Here is a 16,609-nt window from a genome sequence, read left to right as displayed (position 1 = left end):
CCTTTCATTAAGCACCGTACTTATAAAAAGCTGCACAAGAACCCTCTGAAGAAACCATACAAGGTCCCACAGGATTTTCAGAAGTACACACTCTCCCAAAGAGAGGACATTCGTTGGGATAGATATTTCCTTTTAAAACATCTCCACATCGGCAACCTTTTATCTCGATTTCTTCTCCAATTGGTTTTATATCAAATTTTAACGCCGCATCAAAGTCTTTATACTTGTCTTTTATCTTAAGTCCTGAACCTTTAATCTCCCCAAGACCTCTCCACGTGCTGTCACAAGGCTCAAAAATTTCCTCAATTATCTTCTGCGCTTCAACATTTCCTTCTTCTCTTACCACTCTCTTATATTGAATTTCGATTGAAGGACTTTTGTAATTTTTAAGAAGCATTATTATGCTCATTAAAATATCCAATGCTTCAAATCCTGAGATTACACCGCCGACACCAAATTCCTCAGCAAGAAATTTATATATTTTGCTTCCCGTTATTGCACTTACGTGACCTGGAAGCAAAAAGCCTTGTACCTTTGAACCACCTTCAAGAAGTGCTCTTAAAGCCTCAGGCATTGTCTTATGGAGGCAGTAAACGCTGTAATTTTTTATGTTTTTCTCTTCTGCCTCTTTAATAGTGACAGCCACAGTGGGAATAGTGGTTTCAAATCCTATCCCTATAAAAACTACCTCTTTACTTGGATTTTTCTCAGCGTATTCTAAAGCATCAAGAGGCGAATAAAACACTTTTACATCTTTGCCAGCTGCTCTTTCTGCCTGCAGTGATGACTTGTTACCCGGAACCCTTATGAGGTCTCCAAAAGTGGCAATTACAACATTTTTATTAGCAAGTTCTATAACACTGTCTATTTCATTCTGCGCTGTCACACACACAGGACATCCTGGCCCTGATATAAGCCTTATATTTTTAGGCAGAATTTGCCTTAAACCGTATTTTGAAATAGCCATTGTGTGGGAGCCGCAGACTTCCATTATGTTAAATTGCATACCCGGATTTAAAATATCAATTATTTCTTTAGCTTTTTTAATCATTTCGGTTTGCTGCATCCTTTAAAACCTCCGTAACCTCTTCCCAAAGCTCCCTTTCCATTTCCGCTTCTTCCTTGTCTACAACGCTTATGGCAAGTCCCGCATAAACCATAACATAATCTCCAACTTTAACATCTGGAACCATTTCTATGGATACCCTTCTTATGACGCCACCAAGCTCTGTCTCTGCAACTTTACCTTCAATTTTTATCGCTTTTGATGGCACAGCAATACACATGATTATCCCTCCAGTTTTTTATTTGCAATAACAGCTTGCCCTAACGAAATTCCCCCATCGTTACAAGGAACTCTACTGTTAGAATAAGCCTCAAAGCCTGAATCACTAAGTTTTGATAATAGTTTTTTTAGCAAATACCTATTTTGAAAACTGCCACCACTCAATACTACTTTGTTAATTCCAAATTCTTTTCTCAATTCCAAAGCCAAATAATGGGTAAATTCTACAATGGAATTATGAAATTTTGCTGCAATTATTCTTTTGTCTACTCTTTTTTTATAGTCATTGTACAATTGCTGTAATATTATATCTGTGTTTATTATATAGCCATCTTTATGAGAAATTTCAAATTCATAAAAGCTGTCAGTGTCAACTATCAAACTTTCCAGCTCCATAGCACCTTGTCCTTCAAAGAGCACCTCATCTCTTAATCCAAGTAGAGAAGAAGCAGCATCAAAAAACCTGCCCATGCTGGACACATAAGGAGTATTAATTTTTCTCTTAATTTGTTTCAAAATTATCTCAACCTCTTTTTGGTCAAACCTTTCCAAAAAATCTCCATAACTTCCTATATCTTCTGAAATAAATCCCAAAGCTGTTCTGTATATCTTTTTTATTGCCAGTTCACCGCCTGGAAGCGGTTTATACTCGAGATGCCCTACTCTTATAAAATCTTTTAAGTCGCATATAAAAAATTCTGCACCCCATATATTACCGTCAGTACCATATCCAGTACCGTCATAGGCTATCCCTATTACTTTATCTGTAATGTTGTACTCCGCCATACAGCTAGCGATATGAGCATGATGGTGTTGAACCTCAACAAGAGGCAAACCACACAATAAAGCATACTGCGTCGAAAGATATCCTTTATGCATGTCATGAGCTACTACCTCAGGTGTCACTTTAAAAAGCCGTTTATATTTTTCTATTTCTTCTTTGTAATACTCAAAAGTCTTTTCATTGTCCAAATCTCCTATGTGATGACTTATGAAGGCATAATGCCCTTTGGTAAAGCAAAAAGTATTTTTGTAAAAACCTCCTACCGCCAGCACATTGACCTTAGTATCTTTTTTAAGCAAAATAGGTTGAGGAGCATAACCTCTCGCCCTTCTTATAATCCTCTCATAACCCGCATTAAAAGAAGTAACTGAATCATCTATTCTATTTACTATATCCCTATTGTTTAAAAGAAAAACATCTGCTATGTCTTTTAAATTTTTTATAGCCTCTTCATTGTCTTTGCACAGTGGCTCTTCACTGACATTCCCACTTGTCATCACAATAGGAAAGTCTATTTGGTCCATTAAAAGATAATGTATAGGAGCATATGGAAGTATTACTCCCAAAGTATCTAAGCCATCAGCAATGCCCTTCGCAAGTTTTTCTCCTTTTTTCTTTAAAAGCACAATCGGCCTTCTCTGGCTTAAAAGAAGCTTTTTTTCTTCTTCACTTACAACACAATACTTTTCTACCTGTTCTATGTCTTTCATCATGACAGCGAAAGGCTTTCCATACCTCTTTTTTCGACTTCTCAAGGTAGAGACAGCTTCATCGCTAAGGGCATTTACTGCTAAGTGAAAACCCCCTATTCCCTTAATAGCGACAATTTTGCCTTTTTTAAGGGAATCTATAGCACATTTTATTTCATCTTGCTGACAATCAGCTCCTACAAATTCCAACTTAGGCCCGCAGTCAAAACAGGCTACCGGCTGCGCGTGAAATCTCCTGTCATTGGGGTCATTGTACTCTTTTTCGCATTTTTCGCACATAGGAAATACCTTCATAGAAGTTTTGGGTCTGTCATAAGGAATATCCTCTATTATAGAAAACCTTGGACCACAATTAGTGCAATTTATAAAAGGATACCTATATCTTCTGTCATTTGGGTCTCTCATTTCTCTTAAACAGTCGTCGCATACCCCCATATCAGGAGATACAGGTACAAATCCATCATTTTCTTGACTCGATATAATTTCGAAATCCTCATAACCCTTAACTTCTAAATCTTTTACTTTTACCTCATCTATAACAGCAAGTGGAGGAGGATTATTTTTTAATTCTTTTATAAAACTGTTGACATTTTCCTCCTCCCCTTCTACTTCTATATAAACACCTGAAGAGGTGTTATAGACTATGCCTCCTAAATGATACTTCTTTGCAAGTGTAAATACAAAAGGGCGAAAACCTACGCCCTGTACAATACCAGATATTTCTATTTGTTTTGTCTGTATTTTTCGTACTGTTCCTCTAACCATTTTGCAAACCCTCCAAAGCCTTCTCCAGTCCTTGCAGAAACTTAAAAGATTGGTGCATCTGGATTCAAAGCTTGTATTCCATCATAATGGAAATTACCCTTTTTATGATAAAATTTAAGTGTTAAAATATTAACAGAAAGTAGAATCTCTATAATATAAGTTTAACACTTAATCTTAAAAAAAAAAAGGGGGTTTTCAAAATGGTCAGGCTTTTTTATTGCTAATTATTATTATTGCAATCTTTTTGTGGTATAATTATAAAAAAAAAATAAAAAAGGTGGAGATTTTGCGATGAAAATAGACATGCATGTGCATATCCTGTCACCTGATTTTATAAAAGACATTAAGAAGAACATAGAAAGGGACGCGCATTTTAAACTCCTTCATTCGAACCCTAAAGCTAAATTTGCCACAGCAGAAGATGTGCTAATGGAAATGGATAAGACAGGTATAGACAAATCTGTAATTTTCGGCTTTTCATGTTTAGATATGGGGATGTCTAAGGAAGCTAATGATTACATCATTGATGTTGTTAAGCGATATCCTGACCGATTTATCGGTTTTGCCATCGTCCCCCCTAATCACCCAGAAATGGAAAAAGAACTTATACGCTGTGCTGAAGCAGGATTAAAAGGCGTTGGTGAAATAATACCTGATGCTGTCCATGTTGATATAAGCAAACAAGATGAAATTGGAAAATTTGCGGCCGTATGTCAAAAACTTAAATTCCCCATCCTCATGCACGCCAACGAGCTTATAGGTCACTATTATCCCGGCAAAGGAAAAATGGGACCTGAACAAGCCTATCTCTTCGCAGTAAATAATCCCGAAAACACAATCATATACGCCCATTGGGGCGGAGGCCTTTTCTTCTATGAGCTAATGCCTGAAGTGCGAAAAAATTTAAAAAATGTATATTACGACAACGCTGCATCTCCTTATCTTTACAAACCTCAGGTATATGAAGCTGCAAGATCGGCAGGAGTATTAGATAAGGTCGTGCTAGGAAGTGATTTTCCTCTGCTGTCTCCTGCGAGGTATTACAGGGAATGGAGCAAAACAAATCTGACCGAAGAAGAAAAAATGAAAATCAACGGAGAAAATGCATATAAAATACTCTTTAGTGATAAGAACATTGATTGAGCAAAGGGGAAAATAATCCCCCTTTTTTTATTTCTCCTGAAAACTATCATACTTATTTTTTGATTGCTTAAAATTTAACAATCCAGGTGACAAACCAATTTTGAATATTCAAAGTAAATTTTCAAAATCCATTTCAATTTGATTTCTTTTTATCCAGCACCTTTCTTTTTATCCACGCTGAAAGCTTGTCAATACCATATTCTGTTTTGCAAGACACAGGAAAAACCTCTACTTTAGGATTAAGGCCTTGAATATCTGTTAAAATCCTCTGCATATTGAAATCAAAATAGTCTTTCACGTCTATCTTATTTATAACCATAACATCACATCTATAAAACATAGAAGGGTATTTAGCAACTTTATCGTCTCCCTCAGGGACACTTAAAATAACCATTCTCAAATCTTCCCCTATTTCAAATCCAGCAGGACATACAAGGTTACCAATATTTTCAATTAAAAGCAAGTCAATATCCCAAGTTGGGAAATTGCTCATAGCTTTATCAACCGAAACCGCCTCAATATGACATGCCCCTTCTGAATTCAACTGAACAACAGGAATCCCCATACTATCTATCTTTTCAGCATCATACTTACCTTCACAATCTGCCTCAATAACCCCTATCCTCAAATCATCCTTGAGGCTTTTTATAATCTCAACTATAACACTTGTCTTTCCTGCTCCTGGCGAACCCATGACATTTATAACATATATCCCTTTTTCTTTAAAAATCTTTTTTAACTCATCACTGCGTTTTATATTGCTCTCAAAAATATTACGAAGTACTTTAATCCCCATTTCATTCACCCTCCATACTCTCAATAAAAAATTCTTTTCCCCCAACAATCTTGAGATTTCTGCTGCCACACTTAACACATTGTATGTTTGGCAAAGATGCCACAAACTCTTCACCACAATCAAGACACAATACCTTTAAAGGCACTCTTTCAATCTTGATTTCAGCTCCTTCGGCAATAGAACCCTTGCTGATTATCTCAAAACAATATATAAGGTTTTCCGGAACGATACCAGCAAGTTCACCCGCTTTTACGGTAATCTCTTTTATCTTTTTCAAATTGTATTTTTTAGCCTCTCCTGTAATAATTGATAATATATTTTCAGCTATGCTCAGCTCATGCATTAAAAATTATCCCCCATCTTTTATGTTATAAACTACCCCCACCCTAAACATCAGGTGGGGAGTTCTTATCTTAATTTTTTAATTTATTTATAATTTTTCAACAGCTTATTCATATTCTTGTATTTCATCGAAAATTTCTTGAACTTCTTTTGCCATTTTTTCATCAACTTTTTCAATAGCAAAACCTGCATAAACAATTACATAATCCCCAACCTTTAGGTCAGGTATCAAATCAATTCTCGCCTTTCTTGTTATGCCGCCTAATTCTACAACTGCTTTGTTATTCTCTATACTTAAAATCTTCATAGGAACAGCAATACACATATTATTCACCTTCTTATCTCTCAGTACAAGAAATACATGGATCAATAGAAGCAACTATTACAGGTATGTCTGCTATCTTGTTTTCTTTAAACATCTCAACCAAAGAAGGCAGATTTACAACAGAAGGCACCCTCCATTTTACAAGCACAGGGTTTTGAGTTCCATTTGTTCTTGCATAGTATATAAGCTCGCCACGAGGTGCTTCAGTCCTTACAGATGCTTCACCTGGCGGTATCCTGGGGATTAATCCTAAATTTATAGGACCTTTAGGCATTCTCTTGATACATTGTTGTATTAGATTTATGCTCTCAAAAATTTCTCTTATTCGGACCATTGTCCTTGCATAAACATCTCCACTTGTTTCGGTTATAAGCTTAAAATCCAACTCATCATAGACAAGATACGGACTCTGCTTTCTTACATCAAATGCTATCCCAGAGGCTCTTGCAATTGGTCCCATTGTACCATATTCAATAGCCTTTTCTTTAGTCAGCACACCCACATTTTTTGTCCTTGACAAAATATTCGGATCTGTTGAATAAATCTCAGCAACTTTTTCCCAACTATGCTTAAACTCCTCTAAGTCTTTAGATATCCTATTTGCCAACTCCTCATCTATATCCCTTTTTACCCCGCCAATTACATTTACACTTGTGTGGAAACGATTTCCAGTAAATGCCTCTATCAAATCCAATACTTTTTCCCTTTCTTGGAATGCGTATAAAAACAGCGTATCAAAACCTATCACGTGTGCAATAAGTGCAACTGCAAACGCATGAGAGGCTATCCTTTTCAATTCATCAGTTATCACTCTTATATATTCAGCTCTTTCTGGCACCTTTATATCTCCTATGGTCTCCATAACTCTGCAATATGAAAGACCATGATTGCTTGAGCAAAGACCACAGGTCCTCTCACAGAGTATGACGTTCTGTGAGATGGTATTTGTCATAGCAAGCTTTTCCATACCTCGATGAACATGACCAAACATGATCTCAGTATTTTTAATTGTTTCCCCTTCCATCTCAAAACGGAAATACAAGGGTTCATCCAAGGCAGGATGAATTGGTCCTATAGGCAATGCATACTTAGCCATTGGTTTCACCTTTTTCCTCATTTATTTTTATATTCTCTCTTATTTTTTGCCACATTTTTGTCTCGGTTTCAGGACTTAATGTCTCGGATAGTCCTGCATATAATACACCTTTCTCAATGGTATCTTCTAATATCCATCTTCCCCATCGTATCTGTGGCAAATTCCTATAAGGAACAGCCCACGTTTCCGCCAACTCCAACTCGGTAAAATAGGCACTTTTTAAAATATCACTTATTGAATCAATTTCTTCTCCATTTTTAAATCTAACTTTTAAATTAAACGTAGGACCTTCATAAAAATCAAATATATATATAAGCTCTTTTATTTCATCTCTCATCAAAGGAGAAATTGTAACACACCTACCAGGAATAGCTTTAATCCATTTTGCGATTTCTCTAAGTTTTGTGACATCTTCAAGAACCGCCCAATAACTTCCCTTGCTCTCAAAAACTTCTACGTCTTTCCCAACAATCTTTAACAAAGCTTCTTTTAAATTAGGGTACAAATCCATCACTCCTTTTTTACAACGGGACTGTCAAATACCCTTTAACAAAAATGAAAACTTTCTGCTTCATCGTGTGATGACCACCAAACAATATTATTTACCGCATAACACACAGCTATCCACCAGTGCACACTCAGCAGTTTCAAATTCATTTTAAAATTTAATAATATCAAAATGGACCTGTATAGTAGCCAAGTTTTGCAGCAGCATCCTTTATTGGTATTCCATCTTCACCAATACCAAGCTTTTCAATGAGGCTTGCATCAAAAGGTATTTCTAATTTTATACCTTCTTTTACAGAAACAGATCCTACACCCAAGGACTTATAGCCATGAAATACTCTTTTGTCTGTAAATACATGCTCAACATTCTCTATACCATCATGACATGCAATAGGAATAATCACTGTAGCCTCTTCGAAATACTTAGCTGTAAAAGGACATGTTTTCAAATCCTCTAAAATATCTCTGTTGCATGTAAAACCAGCTAATGTGCTATATATCACATTAAAACCGTCCTTTTCAAGCTTCTTCTGCAATCTTTCAAGTATTCTTTCTCCGCCAACACCACAGCCTTTTGCACATACATTACAGCTCATAAGAATTATCTTATCATCGGGTTTTAACCATGCCTTGAGGTCATCATAAGTCTTTGTTCTTACAACAATTTCCATATTTTCATTCCCCCTTTATTATAACTTTGTGTCTTTCAATTCAACATCAGTATAAATCTTGTATTCTTTTCCTTTTAAAGCTTCTTTACCAGTAAAGACTTCTACAACTTTGTATCTTCCTAAAGTTGGTGAAGCAATTATACCGCCTTCTATTTCTGTTGTAGTAATAACTTTTTTATCTGTAAACAACCTCTTCACAAGTCTTATACCTGATGGACAACTCAACACCAAAATTGTATTTGCTGCAGGGCTGATATTTGCATCATCATAATAATAAGCATTACAAGCTGCAATAACATCACAAACACTTACAACATTATAACCCTCTTTATCCAATATCTCTTCCATCTTCTCAGCATTTTCTTTTCCACCAACTCCACAAACCCTTGCGCAGTTGTTACAAGCGACTATTGCAATCCTATCACTCTTATCAAGTTGAGAAAGTATCTTATCTAGCGGCAAAAGTTTTGATTTTACCATTGTTATTTCACCTCCGGAAGAACATTAGGTTGATTCTGAAGTTCATTAAGCTTTGAAGCAACTTTCTGTCTTCTTCTCTTTTCTATCTCCTCAGGATCAACAAGTTGCAATGCCCCTACGCTACAAAATTGAACACAAGCCGGTTGCTTGCCTTCTTTCAGTCTGTCAATACAAAGATCACATTTTCTCATAATCTTTGAGGAAAGGTCAATCCTTGGTATACCAAAAGGACAAACAAGCAAACAGCTTCCGCAGCCTATACACTTGCTCTTATCCACAAGCACAATGCCATCTTCATTGATAGAAATCGCCTTAACAGGACAGATCTGGGCACAGGGTGCATCAGCACAATGCATACATCTCATAGGAATGTTATAAACACCTACTTGTTCTACATAAGCATTTGTCTCTCCTTCATGCCATCTTGCGCATGCCCTTACACACTCTTCACAGCCTACACATATGTTAGGCTCAAACAATACTTTTTTAGACATCTATAATTACCTCCTCTACATTTATCTATTGACCAAAGTATTTATACCTTTAAATAATTTCTCTGCATGAAGTTTTCTCCTGCAATCTGGACATATATGCTCATTCTCCTTAAAGGCATAATTATTGCCTTTTAAAATTTCCTGATATACAACATCAGGTAAAGGTTTGATGTATTTTTTGCATATATCACAGCGCACATAAGGTATGTTTTTGTAATGAATTCTTTCTAAAATCTCTTCCCCTAATATAGCATTGTGCAGATTTTCTGACATCGTCAATGCGCCTGTCGGACAAAACTCCACACACATACCACATCTTGTGCATGCAGCATCCCACAAAATATAATCAAAATGGTCATTATAAGTATCTATCTTTATAGCCTTTCCTCCACAAACATATTGACATGTACCACATCCAATACACTTTGTAGAATCATACTGCACTTTTCCTCTATAATTTTGTGGCGGAGTTATAGGCTCATATGGATAATTTACCGTAGCTCTGCCTTTTTTTAGAGCTGATAAAACCGCTCCAATGGTCTTTAACATCATTTACCCCTCTTTTCTTTCCTTGATTTGATATTCTCTGAGTTTCTTTTTCCAAATCTCCTTTGCCTTTACAACTCCATCAATTATTGCCCAGGGACTTGGTAGACAGCCAAGTACGCTTACATCAACAGGTATTAACTCACTCACAGGACCCGCTAAGGAATAGCTACCTTGATAAACATTACCCGAGGCTGGACAATTCCCTATGGTCAAAATTACCCTTGGTTCAGGCACCTGTTCTAATATCCTCAAGACAGCATCTTTACATCTTTCGGTAACAGGCCCTGTAATCAGAACAATATCAGCATGCTTAGGACTTCCAACCAGTCTTACACCAAATCTTGACAAATCATACCTTGGACATAAGACGGTAGTAGCCACCTCTACATCACAGCCATTACACGAACCGGTATTTAATCGGTAAACCCATGGTGAACCTGCAGCAAGATCTTCCAGCTTTTCTTTAATGCTCAATAAACTCACCTCCCTTTAAAGCCCTAATAGAACAAGCGCAAAACTTAAAATGGAAAGTCCGAGGGGAACTGTTAAGTAAAATCTCACAGCCTGATCAATTCTTCTTCTACCAGTAAAAGCAGCAACCAATGTACCACCTATAAAGTATATAAGCCATGCTTTGATTGTAAAACAGACCGCATTCAAAAAGATATTCCCAGTTGTAGGCGAAGGTAAGAACATAGCAACAATTGTTGATGTAAGCAACACTATTTTCATAGCGTTTGCCAAATAAAAAAGTCCGAGTCTTTTCCCTGTATATTCAGCCATTGGTCCTCCTGCAATCTCTGTTTCTGCCTCTACCACATCAAAAGGAGGTAATCCTAAGTTTGCGGGTATTATCATCATAAACGCAAGGAATGCGGGTATCATCACCCAATTAGTTATAAAAGCTCCATGTTCTAATTGATACTTAACTATATCCATAAGTGAAAAGTCTGCTGTCAAACCTAAGCCCATCCCTGCTTTTAATGCAACGGTAACAAAAATTACGACAAGCGATATATCATAAGAAAGCATCAAAGCAAGTTCTCTTGAAGCTCCCACTACAGAATAAGGCGATGAAGAAGCAGAACCTCCAAGTATAATACCAACAGCCGCTGCAGAAATTAAATATAGAAGCACTATAATGGCACCAGGTCCTGTAAAAACTGCTGACATACCAACCGGTACAAACATCATTGCTATAACAATAGCTACTATCATTATAAGAGGTGCTAATTTAAAAAGCCAGCCTGTCGCTCCTTCTATTTCTAAGGTATCTTTTAGCATTAACTTTGCAAAATCTTTAAATGGCTGAGATATAGGAGGTCCTATCCTTCTCTGTATCTTTGCCAATATCTTCATGTGAATGCCATAGAATAAAAGCCCTACAATTGCTGTATACAAAAATCCGGGGAAAATTAGCACATTTAATAATTTTATAAGTATTTCCGACAATTCAAATCCCTCCTTTAATTTTCCCCTGCATTGAGCAGCTTACGAATGGGTAAAAAGATCTTATCTATAAACGACCATGCATCGAAAAATTCTTTAATTACGTAAACTATACTATCAAATAAATTGATACCTGCAATCTGCATCTCTTGATTTGTAATATTATTGTATTTCGTCTCATCACCACCGGCAAAAACCGGTACTGTTTTGCGTATTTCTTTCTTAGGCTTAATACTGAGAAGAAAGAGTGCGATTAAAATACCAACAACAAGTACAAAAATGAGCACTCCAGTATTATAAGTTTCTAATGATTTAACTATACTAAAATCTGACACGCCTTCTAATCCAAGTTCACGCATTCCATCAGAAATAGGCTTAAGAATAACATTTGGCGCTATGCCGAGAACAATATTTACAAATGCTAATATAAGCATTGAAAGTTTTGTTAACAAGCTATCTTCTTTAATATTTTGCAAGTTTTCGGGTAATCTTCCAAAAAATATAGAATGAATGAATTTAAGCATATAAAGCAATGTACCAGCGCTTGCAACCATTGCTATTATGCCTATCACAACATAATTCGGATTTTTTTCTGAAATAAGTGCCTGATAAATCATCCATTTAGAGTTAAAACCTGAAAACAGAGGTAATCCGGCTGCTGCAAAAGCCCCTATCAATGCAGACACTGTCGTAACAGGCATTTTCCTTGCTAAGCCACCAAGTTTATTCATGTCAGATGTTCCGGCTTTTAGGACAACAGCTCCAACGCAAAGGAAAAGCAATGTTTTGAACATCATATGGTTCACAGCATGGTATATACCGGCTGAAAATCCAAGAGACGAATTTTTAATAGCCAATGCAGTTATGACATATCCCATTTGGCTGATTGAGCAATATGCTAAAAGCCTTTTTGCATCGCTCTCCATCAAAGCCCTCATTGTCCCGAAAAGCATGGTAAACGCACCCAACCATGCAACAAGCATATAAACACTATCGGCTTTTTCAAAATCTTTTAAAAGAACATATAAAACGGTTATCAAACCTATAATACCAGCCTTACTCATTACACCGGCAAAGAGGGCTGAAACAGATGAATCAGCACTTGCGTATAAACCTGGCACCCATCCATAAAGCGGGAACAACTCTGCTTTTAGACCAAGACCTGCAATTATGGCAAGCAAAGCAAAAACTGCCACTGTTATCGAAGCAGGAGATGTTAAATATTCTCCCATTTTGTCAAATTCAAAACTGCCAGCATTTTTAGACAAAACAACAAAACCAGTAAACATAGCATAACCAACAAAAACCGCCGCTAACAAATACGTCAAAGATGATTTTCTTGCTTCTTTGGTTGATGGCATTACTGCCATAAAATATGAAGAGATAGTGAACAATTCCCAAAATTCATAAAACTCTATTGAGCTTTCAGCTTTAACAAGACCTATAATAGAGGCGCTTAAATAGATGATAAAAAAGAGAAGTCCACTTATTTTCTCTTTACTTATAGTACCCATTATATAGACCACAACAAGAACTATCAGCCAGAGCATCAAAGTAGCTATAAGATATTTTATTGAAGAGATGTTATTAATATACTCTTTCGTGATATCCATTGCTGCATAAGCTGTTGCAGCTACTGCTAAAATTCCACCAAATGATTTGCTGAATTTTGCCACTGTATATACAACAAAAGCTGATATAGCTAAGGTTACAATTTCCCTCGGCCATGGTTCCGATAAAGATTCTGCATTTACGCCAACAAAATCCTGTATATAATGCTGCACCTCATGATTAAATACACAAGCTAAAATGGCTAAAGCTCCTACAAAGTAGCTTAAAAAATTATCCCTTAAGTCAGCTTTTTCGCCTTCATAAGGCGCAAACATAATCTTTTGCACACTTCTAAAAAAATAACAAAATTCTATGATTACTGCTAAAAAGCCTATTACTGCTGCCATTATGTCGCTTTCCTTTATCATATTGTAAAATATATCAAGTCTTGCTGTTAAGCTCTTTATAGGTGAAACTCCAAGAACAGCCACAACAGCAAGGGTATACAAAATCCCTTGACCTTTTAAAATGGTGCCTCTACCTTTTAAACTATCAATATCAAAATTCTTTGCCTTGCCTGCTAAAGATGCAATTGTTAAAAACATCAAAGTACGCATAATAACATAATTGAGTAACTCCTGAGTTCCCAGCAACTTGCCGCCTTCTTCAAGCAAATAGCCCGCCCCAATAAAACCAAGGCCAGCAATGTTTGAAAAAATCAGCATTTTTCTTATATCCTTTTGCAAAAGAGCCCCAAGGTCGAATAAGAAGGTCCATATCATACATAAAACTAACATTATGGGTATAAAGGATGTCATTTAACTGCCTCCCCACTTTCAAAATTTTAAAACCTAATAGTTTAAATACCTGATACCGCAAAACTCGGAATAAAAGAACCTAGGCTGCCTTGTGGGAGAAACTTTCTTTTCTTCTAAATTCTTATTATCAAAAGCGTTGTTAAAACGATTACGGGTTAAAGATACAGCAACAACCTCCTTTCTCACTAAAGGTTTATTTATAAAAACGTAATAATTCCAGCAACAATTGGAAAGACGATATTAAGTAGCAATATTTGACTGCATAAAAACACCTCTTTCAGACAATTTAAAATAGTTACATGACATATTGTAATACATTTTGTATACACCTTTTTGATTTAATAGCAACCTTCCTAAATTGATTATAAAGTTTTATACCCTTAATGTCAATAACAACAAAGAATATTTATCTTTAAATAATGATAATTTTTATTGTTATTATTTTAACAATTGCACACACTCTCCTCGTACAGCTTGCACTATGGCATAAATAAAAACATAAACTTATTAAATATTCCTCTTAAGTATGAGATTCTTCGCATAGGTCCTTCGCTGCCCCTTCGCTTATGCTCAGGGCTTCGGCTCATGGCTTTGCCTCAGAATGACAAGAAAAAGTCTATGCTTTTATGCGCAAAGTGCATTAATAAAAGAAACAATAAAAAAAAAGTGCCATTTAAAAAGACACTACTTTTAATTCAAATCACGCTATAGCAGCCTCTTTTTCACTTATGAGCTCTCTTAACTTATCTCCCGATATAGTCTCTTCTTTTCTTAAAATATTTGCAATCTCTTTCAACTGCCCAAGTTTCTTCTCAAGCATTTTTTGAACTTTTTCTTCCTGTTCTCTCATAATCTCATTTATCTCATCATTGACTTTTTCTTTCGACACGTCGTCTCTACTAATTATGCCTAAACTTGATAACCCTGTATAAACTATCTTCTTTGCAATGTCAACAGCTTGTTCAAAGTCATTAGCAGAGCCTGTACTTCTGTTACCTAATACTAAAAGCTCAGCAACGGTCCCCCCAAGGCACACCATTATGTCTTTTTCTAATTGTTCTTTTGTGTAAATAAGAGTATCCTCTTTATCAGTCTGCCTTACAAATCCGAGGGCTTTCCCCCTTGGAACAATCGTAACCGTTGCGACAGAATTTGGATTTACCATCTCGCTTATGATGGCATGCCCTGCTTCGTGTACAGAAACCCTGTATATTTCTTCTTCTGTCGGTTTTCGGTCACTTTTTTCTCCCAGTATGACTTTATCCACTGCTTCTACGAAATGTTTTTGCAAAATAACGTCAGAATTATCCCTCATCGCGAGAATCGCCGCTTCATTGCAAAGGCTCTCCAAATGTGCTCCTGAAAATCCAAAAGTATCTTCAGCTATAGCCTCAAGATTGACGTCTTCTCCTAATGGTTTGTTTTTAGTATGAATTTTAAGAATCTGAAGTCTTCCGCTTTTATCCGGTAAGTCCACTACCACTTGCCTGTCAAATCTTCCAGGACGCAAAAGAGCAGGATCTAATAAGTCAGGTCTATTAGTAGCAGCAATTACCAAAATACTTATGTCTCCATCACTTTTAATGCCATCCATTTCCACCAGCAGTTGATTGAGGGTTTGGTCATACTCGTGATGACTTTCATTAGTGCCTCTTTTAGCACCTAATATATCAATTTCGTCAATAAATATTATTGCGCTGTTTTTGTTTTCTTTTTTAGCAAGATTTTTTGCCGTTTCAAAGAGTTTTCTAACCCTTTGAGCACCTACTCCAGCATACATTTCAATAAACTCACTGCCTGAAGTCGCTACAAAACTGGAATTTGTATATTTGGCTGCTGCCTTAGCAAGGAGGGTTTTGCCTGTTCCCGGAGGTCCACTTAACAATATACCTTTTATAGGTCTTATGCCCATTTTAGCTATTTTGTCCCTATTTATTACAAAATCCAAAGCCTCTTTTAACTCTGAAATCGCAGTGTTTTGCCCTCCAATATCTTCAAAAGAAATTTCTGATTCAGGCTTACCAATATTTTTGGCACTTGTTATCAATCCTTTATTTTCCATAATATAGTTGAGCAGTAAGAACACCCCTGCAATAAAGAACAAAGGAGCACCATTTATACCAAGAAAAGCTGCAAATAACGCAAAAGCGATAGTTATTCCGAGTAAAATTTCTTTAAACATCTAATTTTCCCCCTTGTAAAACTCCCGCGGTATTACTTTATAAAAATAATTAGAACCCTCTCTCAAATCTACATAAATGTTTTGCTTATCAATGTATACATAAGATGTTGCACCATTTTTATTTGCAATATCCTTTATTGTTTCGTACATTTTTATATAATCACCATTTTGTATGCCCTCGTAAATTGCGAACTGACAATTATAATAAATATTATTTAACTTGTCATTGGGATTGTCAATAAGCAAAATATTAATTTTGACAGGATATTTTTTTACTTTATCTTCTATATCCTTGTAAGTCTGCATTAAATCTTTCACTTTATCCAATTTAACTTTCATAATATATCCGTTAGTATCAGTTGAAATTGTTACCATTTTAACAAATTTAACCGTACTTACGTCTTTTGAAATCTTATCTGGTAGAAGTTTGTTTTGATACAATTGAAAGCTGGCGAACAAAAATCCAAAAACTACTGCAAAAGTAATCAAAACAATCTGCCATCTTATTCCCTTGAGCAAAGCTCTCACTCCTTGTCTGTGATATACTGTATTATATCATAGAATATATATTGAACACAATATTAAAAATTTTATTTTTTTACTATTCAAAAGAAGTATAATTAAATTATACTTAAAAAAGGAGGCAAATTCTTATGAGAATA

General features: G+C 35.9%; 18 protein-coding genes. 1 reads left to right on the top strand and 17 read right to left on the bottom strand.

Features of this window, described 5'->3' with window-relative positions; genetic code table 11:
* Positions 1 to 7: 7 nt before the first annotated feature.
* Genes hypD through hypF form a run of 3 tightly spaced genes read right to left on the bottom strand, consistent with a single transcriptional unit; the run spans position 8 to position 3,544 of the window.
* Positions 8 to 1,066 carry a hydrogenase formation protein HypD gene (gene hypD / locus TKV_RS00690; protein WP_049684339.1) on the bottom strand — a complete coding sequence of 353 codons (1,059 nt, stop codon included), beginning with the start codon at positions 1,064 to 1,066 and terminating at the stop codon, positions 8 to 10.
* Positions 1,044 to 1,286, bottom strand: coding sequence for a HypC/HybG/HupF family hydrogenase formation chaperone (locus TKV_RS00685; protein WP_049684338.1), 243 nt, complete (start codon positions 1,284 to 1,286; stop codon positions 1,044 to 1,046). The genes hypD and TKV_RS00685 overlap by 23 nt, the downstream gene beginning before the upstream one ends.
* 2 nt (positions 1,287 to 1,288) lie before the next feature.
* Positions 1,289 to 3,544, bottom strand: a complete 2,256-nt coding sequence (gene hypF / locus TKV_RS00680) for a carbamoyltransferase HypF (RefSeq protein ID WP_049684337.1) — start codon at positions 3,542 to 3,544, stop codon at positions 1,289 to 1,291.
* Positions 3,545 to 3,835: 291 nt separating this feature from the next.
* Between hypF and TKV_RS00675 the strand changes: the two genes are divergently transcribed.
* Positions 3,836 to 4,687, top strand: a complete 852-nt coding sequence (locus TKV_RS00675; protein WP_049684336.1) for an amidohydrolase family protein — start codon at positions 3,836 to 3,838, stop codon at positions 4,685 to 4,687.
* Between the two features lie 133 nt (positions 4,688 to 4,820).
* Here the strand turns inward: TKV_RS00675 and hypB are convergent, their stop codons facing one another.
* From hypB to TKV_RS00605, 14 genes are all read right to left on the bottom strand, one after another.
* Entirely contained in the window at positions 4,821 to 5,483 is a 663-nt protein-coding gene (gene hypB / locus TKV_RS00670) for a hydrogenase nickel incorporation protein HypB (protein ID WP_049684335.1), read from the bottom strand.
* Between the two features lies 1 nt (position 5,484).
* On the bottom strand, positions 5,485 to 5,826 hold the full coding sequence (gene hypA / locus TKV_RS00665) for a hydrogenase maturation nickel metallochaperone HypA (RefSeq protein WP_049684334.1): 342 nt from the start codon (positions 5,824 to 5,826) through the stop codon (positions 5,485 to 5,487).
* Positions 5,827 to 5,931: 105 nt separating this feature from the next.
* On the bottom strand, positions 5,932 to 6,150 hold the full coding sequence (locus tag TKV_RS00660; protein ID WP_049684333.1) for a HypC/HybG/HupF family hydrogenase formation chaperone: 219 nt from the start codon (positions 6,148 to 6,150) through the stop codon (positions 5,932 to 5,934).
* 13 nt (positions 6,151 to 6,163) lie between these two features.
* The gene (locus TKV_RS00655; RefSeq protein WP_049686155.1) at positions 6,164 to 7,246 is read right to left on the bottom strand and encodes a hydrogenase large subunit; all 1,083 of its coding nucleotides are present in this window, start codon (positions 7,244 to 7,246) and stop codon (positions 6,164 to 6,166) included.
* A complete protein-coding gene (locus TKV_RS00650; RefSeq protein ID WP_148307231.1) occupies positions 7,239 to 7,760 on the bottom strand; it encodes a hypothetical protein in 522 nt (173 codons plus the stop codon). Before TKV_RS00650 ends, TKV_RS00655 begins: the two co-directional genes overlap by 8 nt.
* A gap of 160 nt (positions 7,761 to 7,920) precedes the next feature.
* Positions 7,921 to 8,424, bottom strand: a complete 504-nt coding sequence (locus TKV_RS00645) for a hypothetical protein (protein ID WP_049684331.1) — start codon at positions 8,422 to 8,424, stop codon at positions 7,921 to 7,923.
* A gap of 18 nt (positions 8,425 to 8,442) precedes the next feature.
* The gene (locus TKV_RS00640; protein ID WP_049684330.1) at positions 8,443 to 8,904 is read right to left on the bottom strand and encodes a hypothetical protein; all 462 of its coding nucleotides are present in this window, start codon (positions 8,902 to 8,904) and stop codon (positions 8,443 to 8,445) included.
* 2 nt (positions 8,905 to 8,906) lie between these two features.
* A complete protein-coding gene (locus TKV_RS00635) occupies positions 8,907 to 9,398 on the bottom strand; it encodes a 4Fe-4S dicluster domain-containing protein (protein ID WP_049684329.1) in 492 nt (163 codons plus the stop codon).
* A 21-nt stretch (positions 9,399 to 9,419) separates the two neighbouring features.
* On the bottom strand, positions 9,420 to 9,947 hold the full coding sequence (locus tag TKV_RS00630; RefSeq protein ID WP_049684328.1) for a 4Fe-4S binding protein: 528 nt from the start codon (positions 9,945 to 9,947) through the stop codon (positions 9,420 to 9,422).
* 3 nt (positions 9,948 to 9,950) lie between these two features.
* The gene (locus tag TKV_RS00625) at positions 9,951 to 10,421 is read right to left on the bottom strand and encodes an NADH-quinone oxidoreductase subunit B family protein (protein ID WP_236617289.1); all 471 of its coding nucleotides are present in this window, start codon (positions 10,419 to 10,421) and stop codon (positions 9,951 to 9,953) included.
* A gap of 15 nt (positions 10,422 to 10,436) precedes the next feature.
* Positions 10,437 to 11,399 (bottom strand): respiratory chain complex I subunit 1 family protein, encoded by a 963-nt coding sequence (locus TKV_RS00620; RefSeq protein ID WP_049684327.1) that lies wholly within the window; start codon positions 11,397 to 11,399, stop codon positions 10,437 to 10,439.
* Positions 11,400 to 11,413: 14 nt separating this feature from the next.
* Positions 11,414 to 13,765 (bottom strand): proton-conducting transporter transmembrane domain-containing protein, encoded by a 2,352-nt coding sequence (locus TKV_RS00615; RefSeq protein WP_049684326.1) that lies wholly within the window; start codon positions 13,763 to 13,765, stop codon positions 11,414 to 11,416.
* Positions 13,766 to 14,465: 700 nt separating this feature from the next.
* Positions 14,466 to 15,947 (bottom strand): AAA family ATPase, encoded by a 1,482-nt coding sequence (locus tag TKV_RS00610; RefSeq protein WP_049684325.1) that lies wholly within the window; start codon positions 15,945 to 15,947, stop codon positions 14,466 to 14,468.
* Complete coding sequence (locus TKV_RS00605) at positions 15,948 to 16,466, bottom strand: hypothetical protein (protein WP_049684324.1); 519 nt, start codon at positions 16,464 to 16,466, stop codon at positions 15,948 to 15,950.
* Between the last annotated feature and the right edge of the window lie 143 nt (positions 16,467 to 16,609).

Origin of the sequence: Thermoanaerobacter kivui, from assembly GCF_000763575.1 — a bacterium.
Lineage (GTDB): Bacteria > Bacillota > Thermoanaerobacteria > Thermoanaerobacterales > Thermoanaerobacteraceae > Thermoanaerobacter > Thermoanaerobacter kivui.
The sequence above is the reverse complement of the archived record's forward strand: the minus strand, read 5'-3'. Positions and strand labels throughout refer to the sequence as shown.

Coding starts and splice junctions, on each gene's coding strand:
- TKV_RS00610 (WP_049684325.1), bottom strand. CDS start 15,947: ATGTTTAAAGAAATTTTACTCGGAATAACTATCGCTTTTGCGTTATTT.
- TKV_RS00645 (WP_049684331.1), bottom strand. CDS start 8,424: ATGGAAATTGTTGTAAGAACAAAGACTTATGATGACCTCAAGGCATGG.
- TKV_RS00655 (WP_049686155.1), bottom strand. CDS start 7,246: ATGGCTAAGTATGCATTGCCTATAGGACCAATTCATCCTGCCTTGGAT.
- TKV_RS00630 (WP_049684328.1), bottom strand. CDS start 9,947: ATGTTAAAGACCATTGGAGCGGTTTTATCAGCTCTAAAAAAAGGCAGA.
- TKV_RS00635 (WP_049684329.1), bottom strand. CDS start 9,398: ATGTCTAAAAAAGTATTGTTTGAGCCTAACATATGTGTAGGCTGTGAA.
- TKV_RS00685 (WP_049684338.1), bottom strand. CDS start 1,286: ATGTGTATTGCTGTGCCATCAAAAGCGATAAAAATTGAAGGTAAAGTT.
- TKV_RS00640 (WP_049684330.1), bottom strand. CDS start 8,904: ATGGTAAAATCAAAACTTTTGCCGCTAGATAAGATACTTTCTCAACTT.
- hypD (WP_049684339.1), bottom strand. CDS start 1,066: ATGCAGCAAACCGAAATGATTAAAAAAGCTAAAGAAATAATTGATATT.
- hypB (WP_049684335.1), bottom strand. CDS start 5,483: ATGGGGATTAAAGTACTTCGTAATATTTTTGAGAGCAATATAAAACGC.
- TKV_RS00660 (WP_049684333.1), bottom strand. CDS start 6,150: ATGTGTATTGCTGTTCCTATGAAGATTTTAAGTATAGAGAATAACAAA.
- hypA (WP_049684334.1), bottom strand. CDS start 5,826: ATGCATGAGCTGAGCATAGCTGAAAATATATTATCAATTATTACAGGA.
- TKV_RS00675 (WP_049684336.1), top strand. CDS start 3,836: ATGAAAATAGACATGCATGTGCATATCCTGTCACCTGATTTTATAAAA.
- TKV_RS00615 (WP_049684326.1), bottom strand. CDS start 13,765: ATGACATCCTTTATACCCATAATGTTAGTTTTATGTATGATATGGACC.
- hypF (WP_049684337.1), bottom strand. CDS start 3,544: ATGGTTAGAGGAACAGTACGAAAAATACAGACAAAACAAATAGAAATA.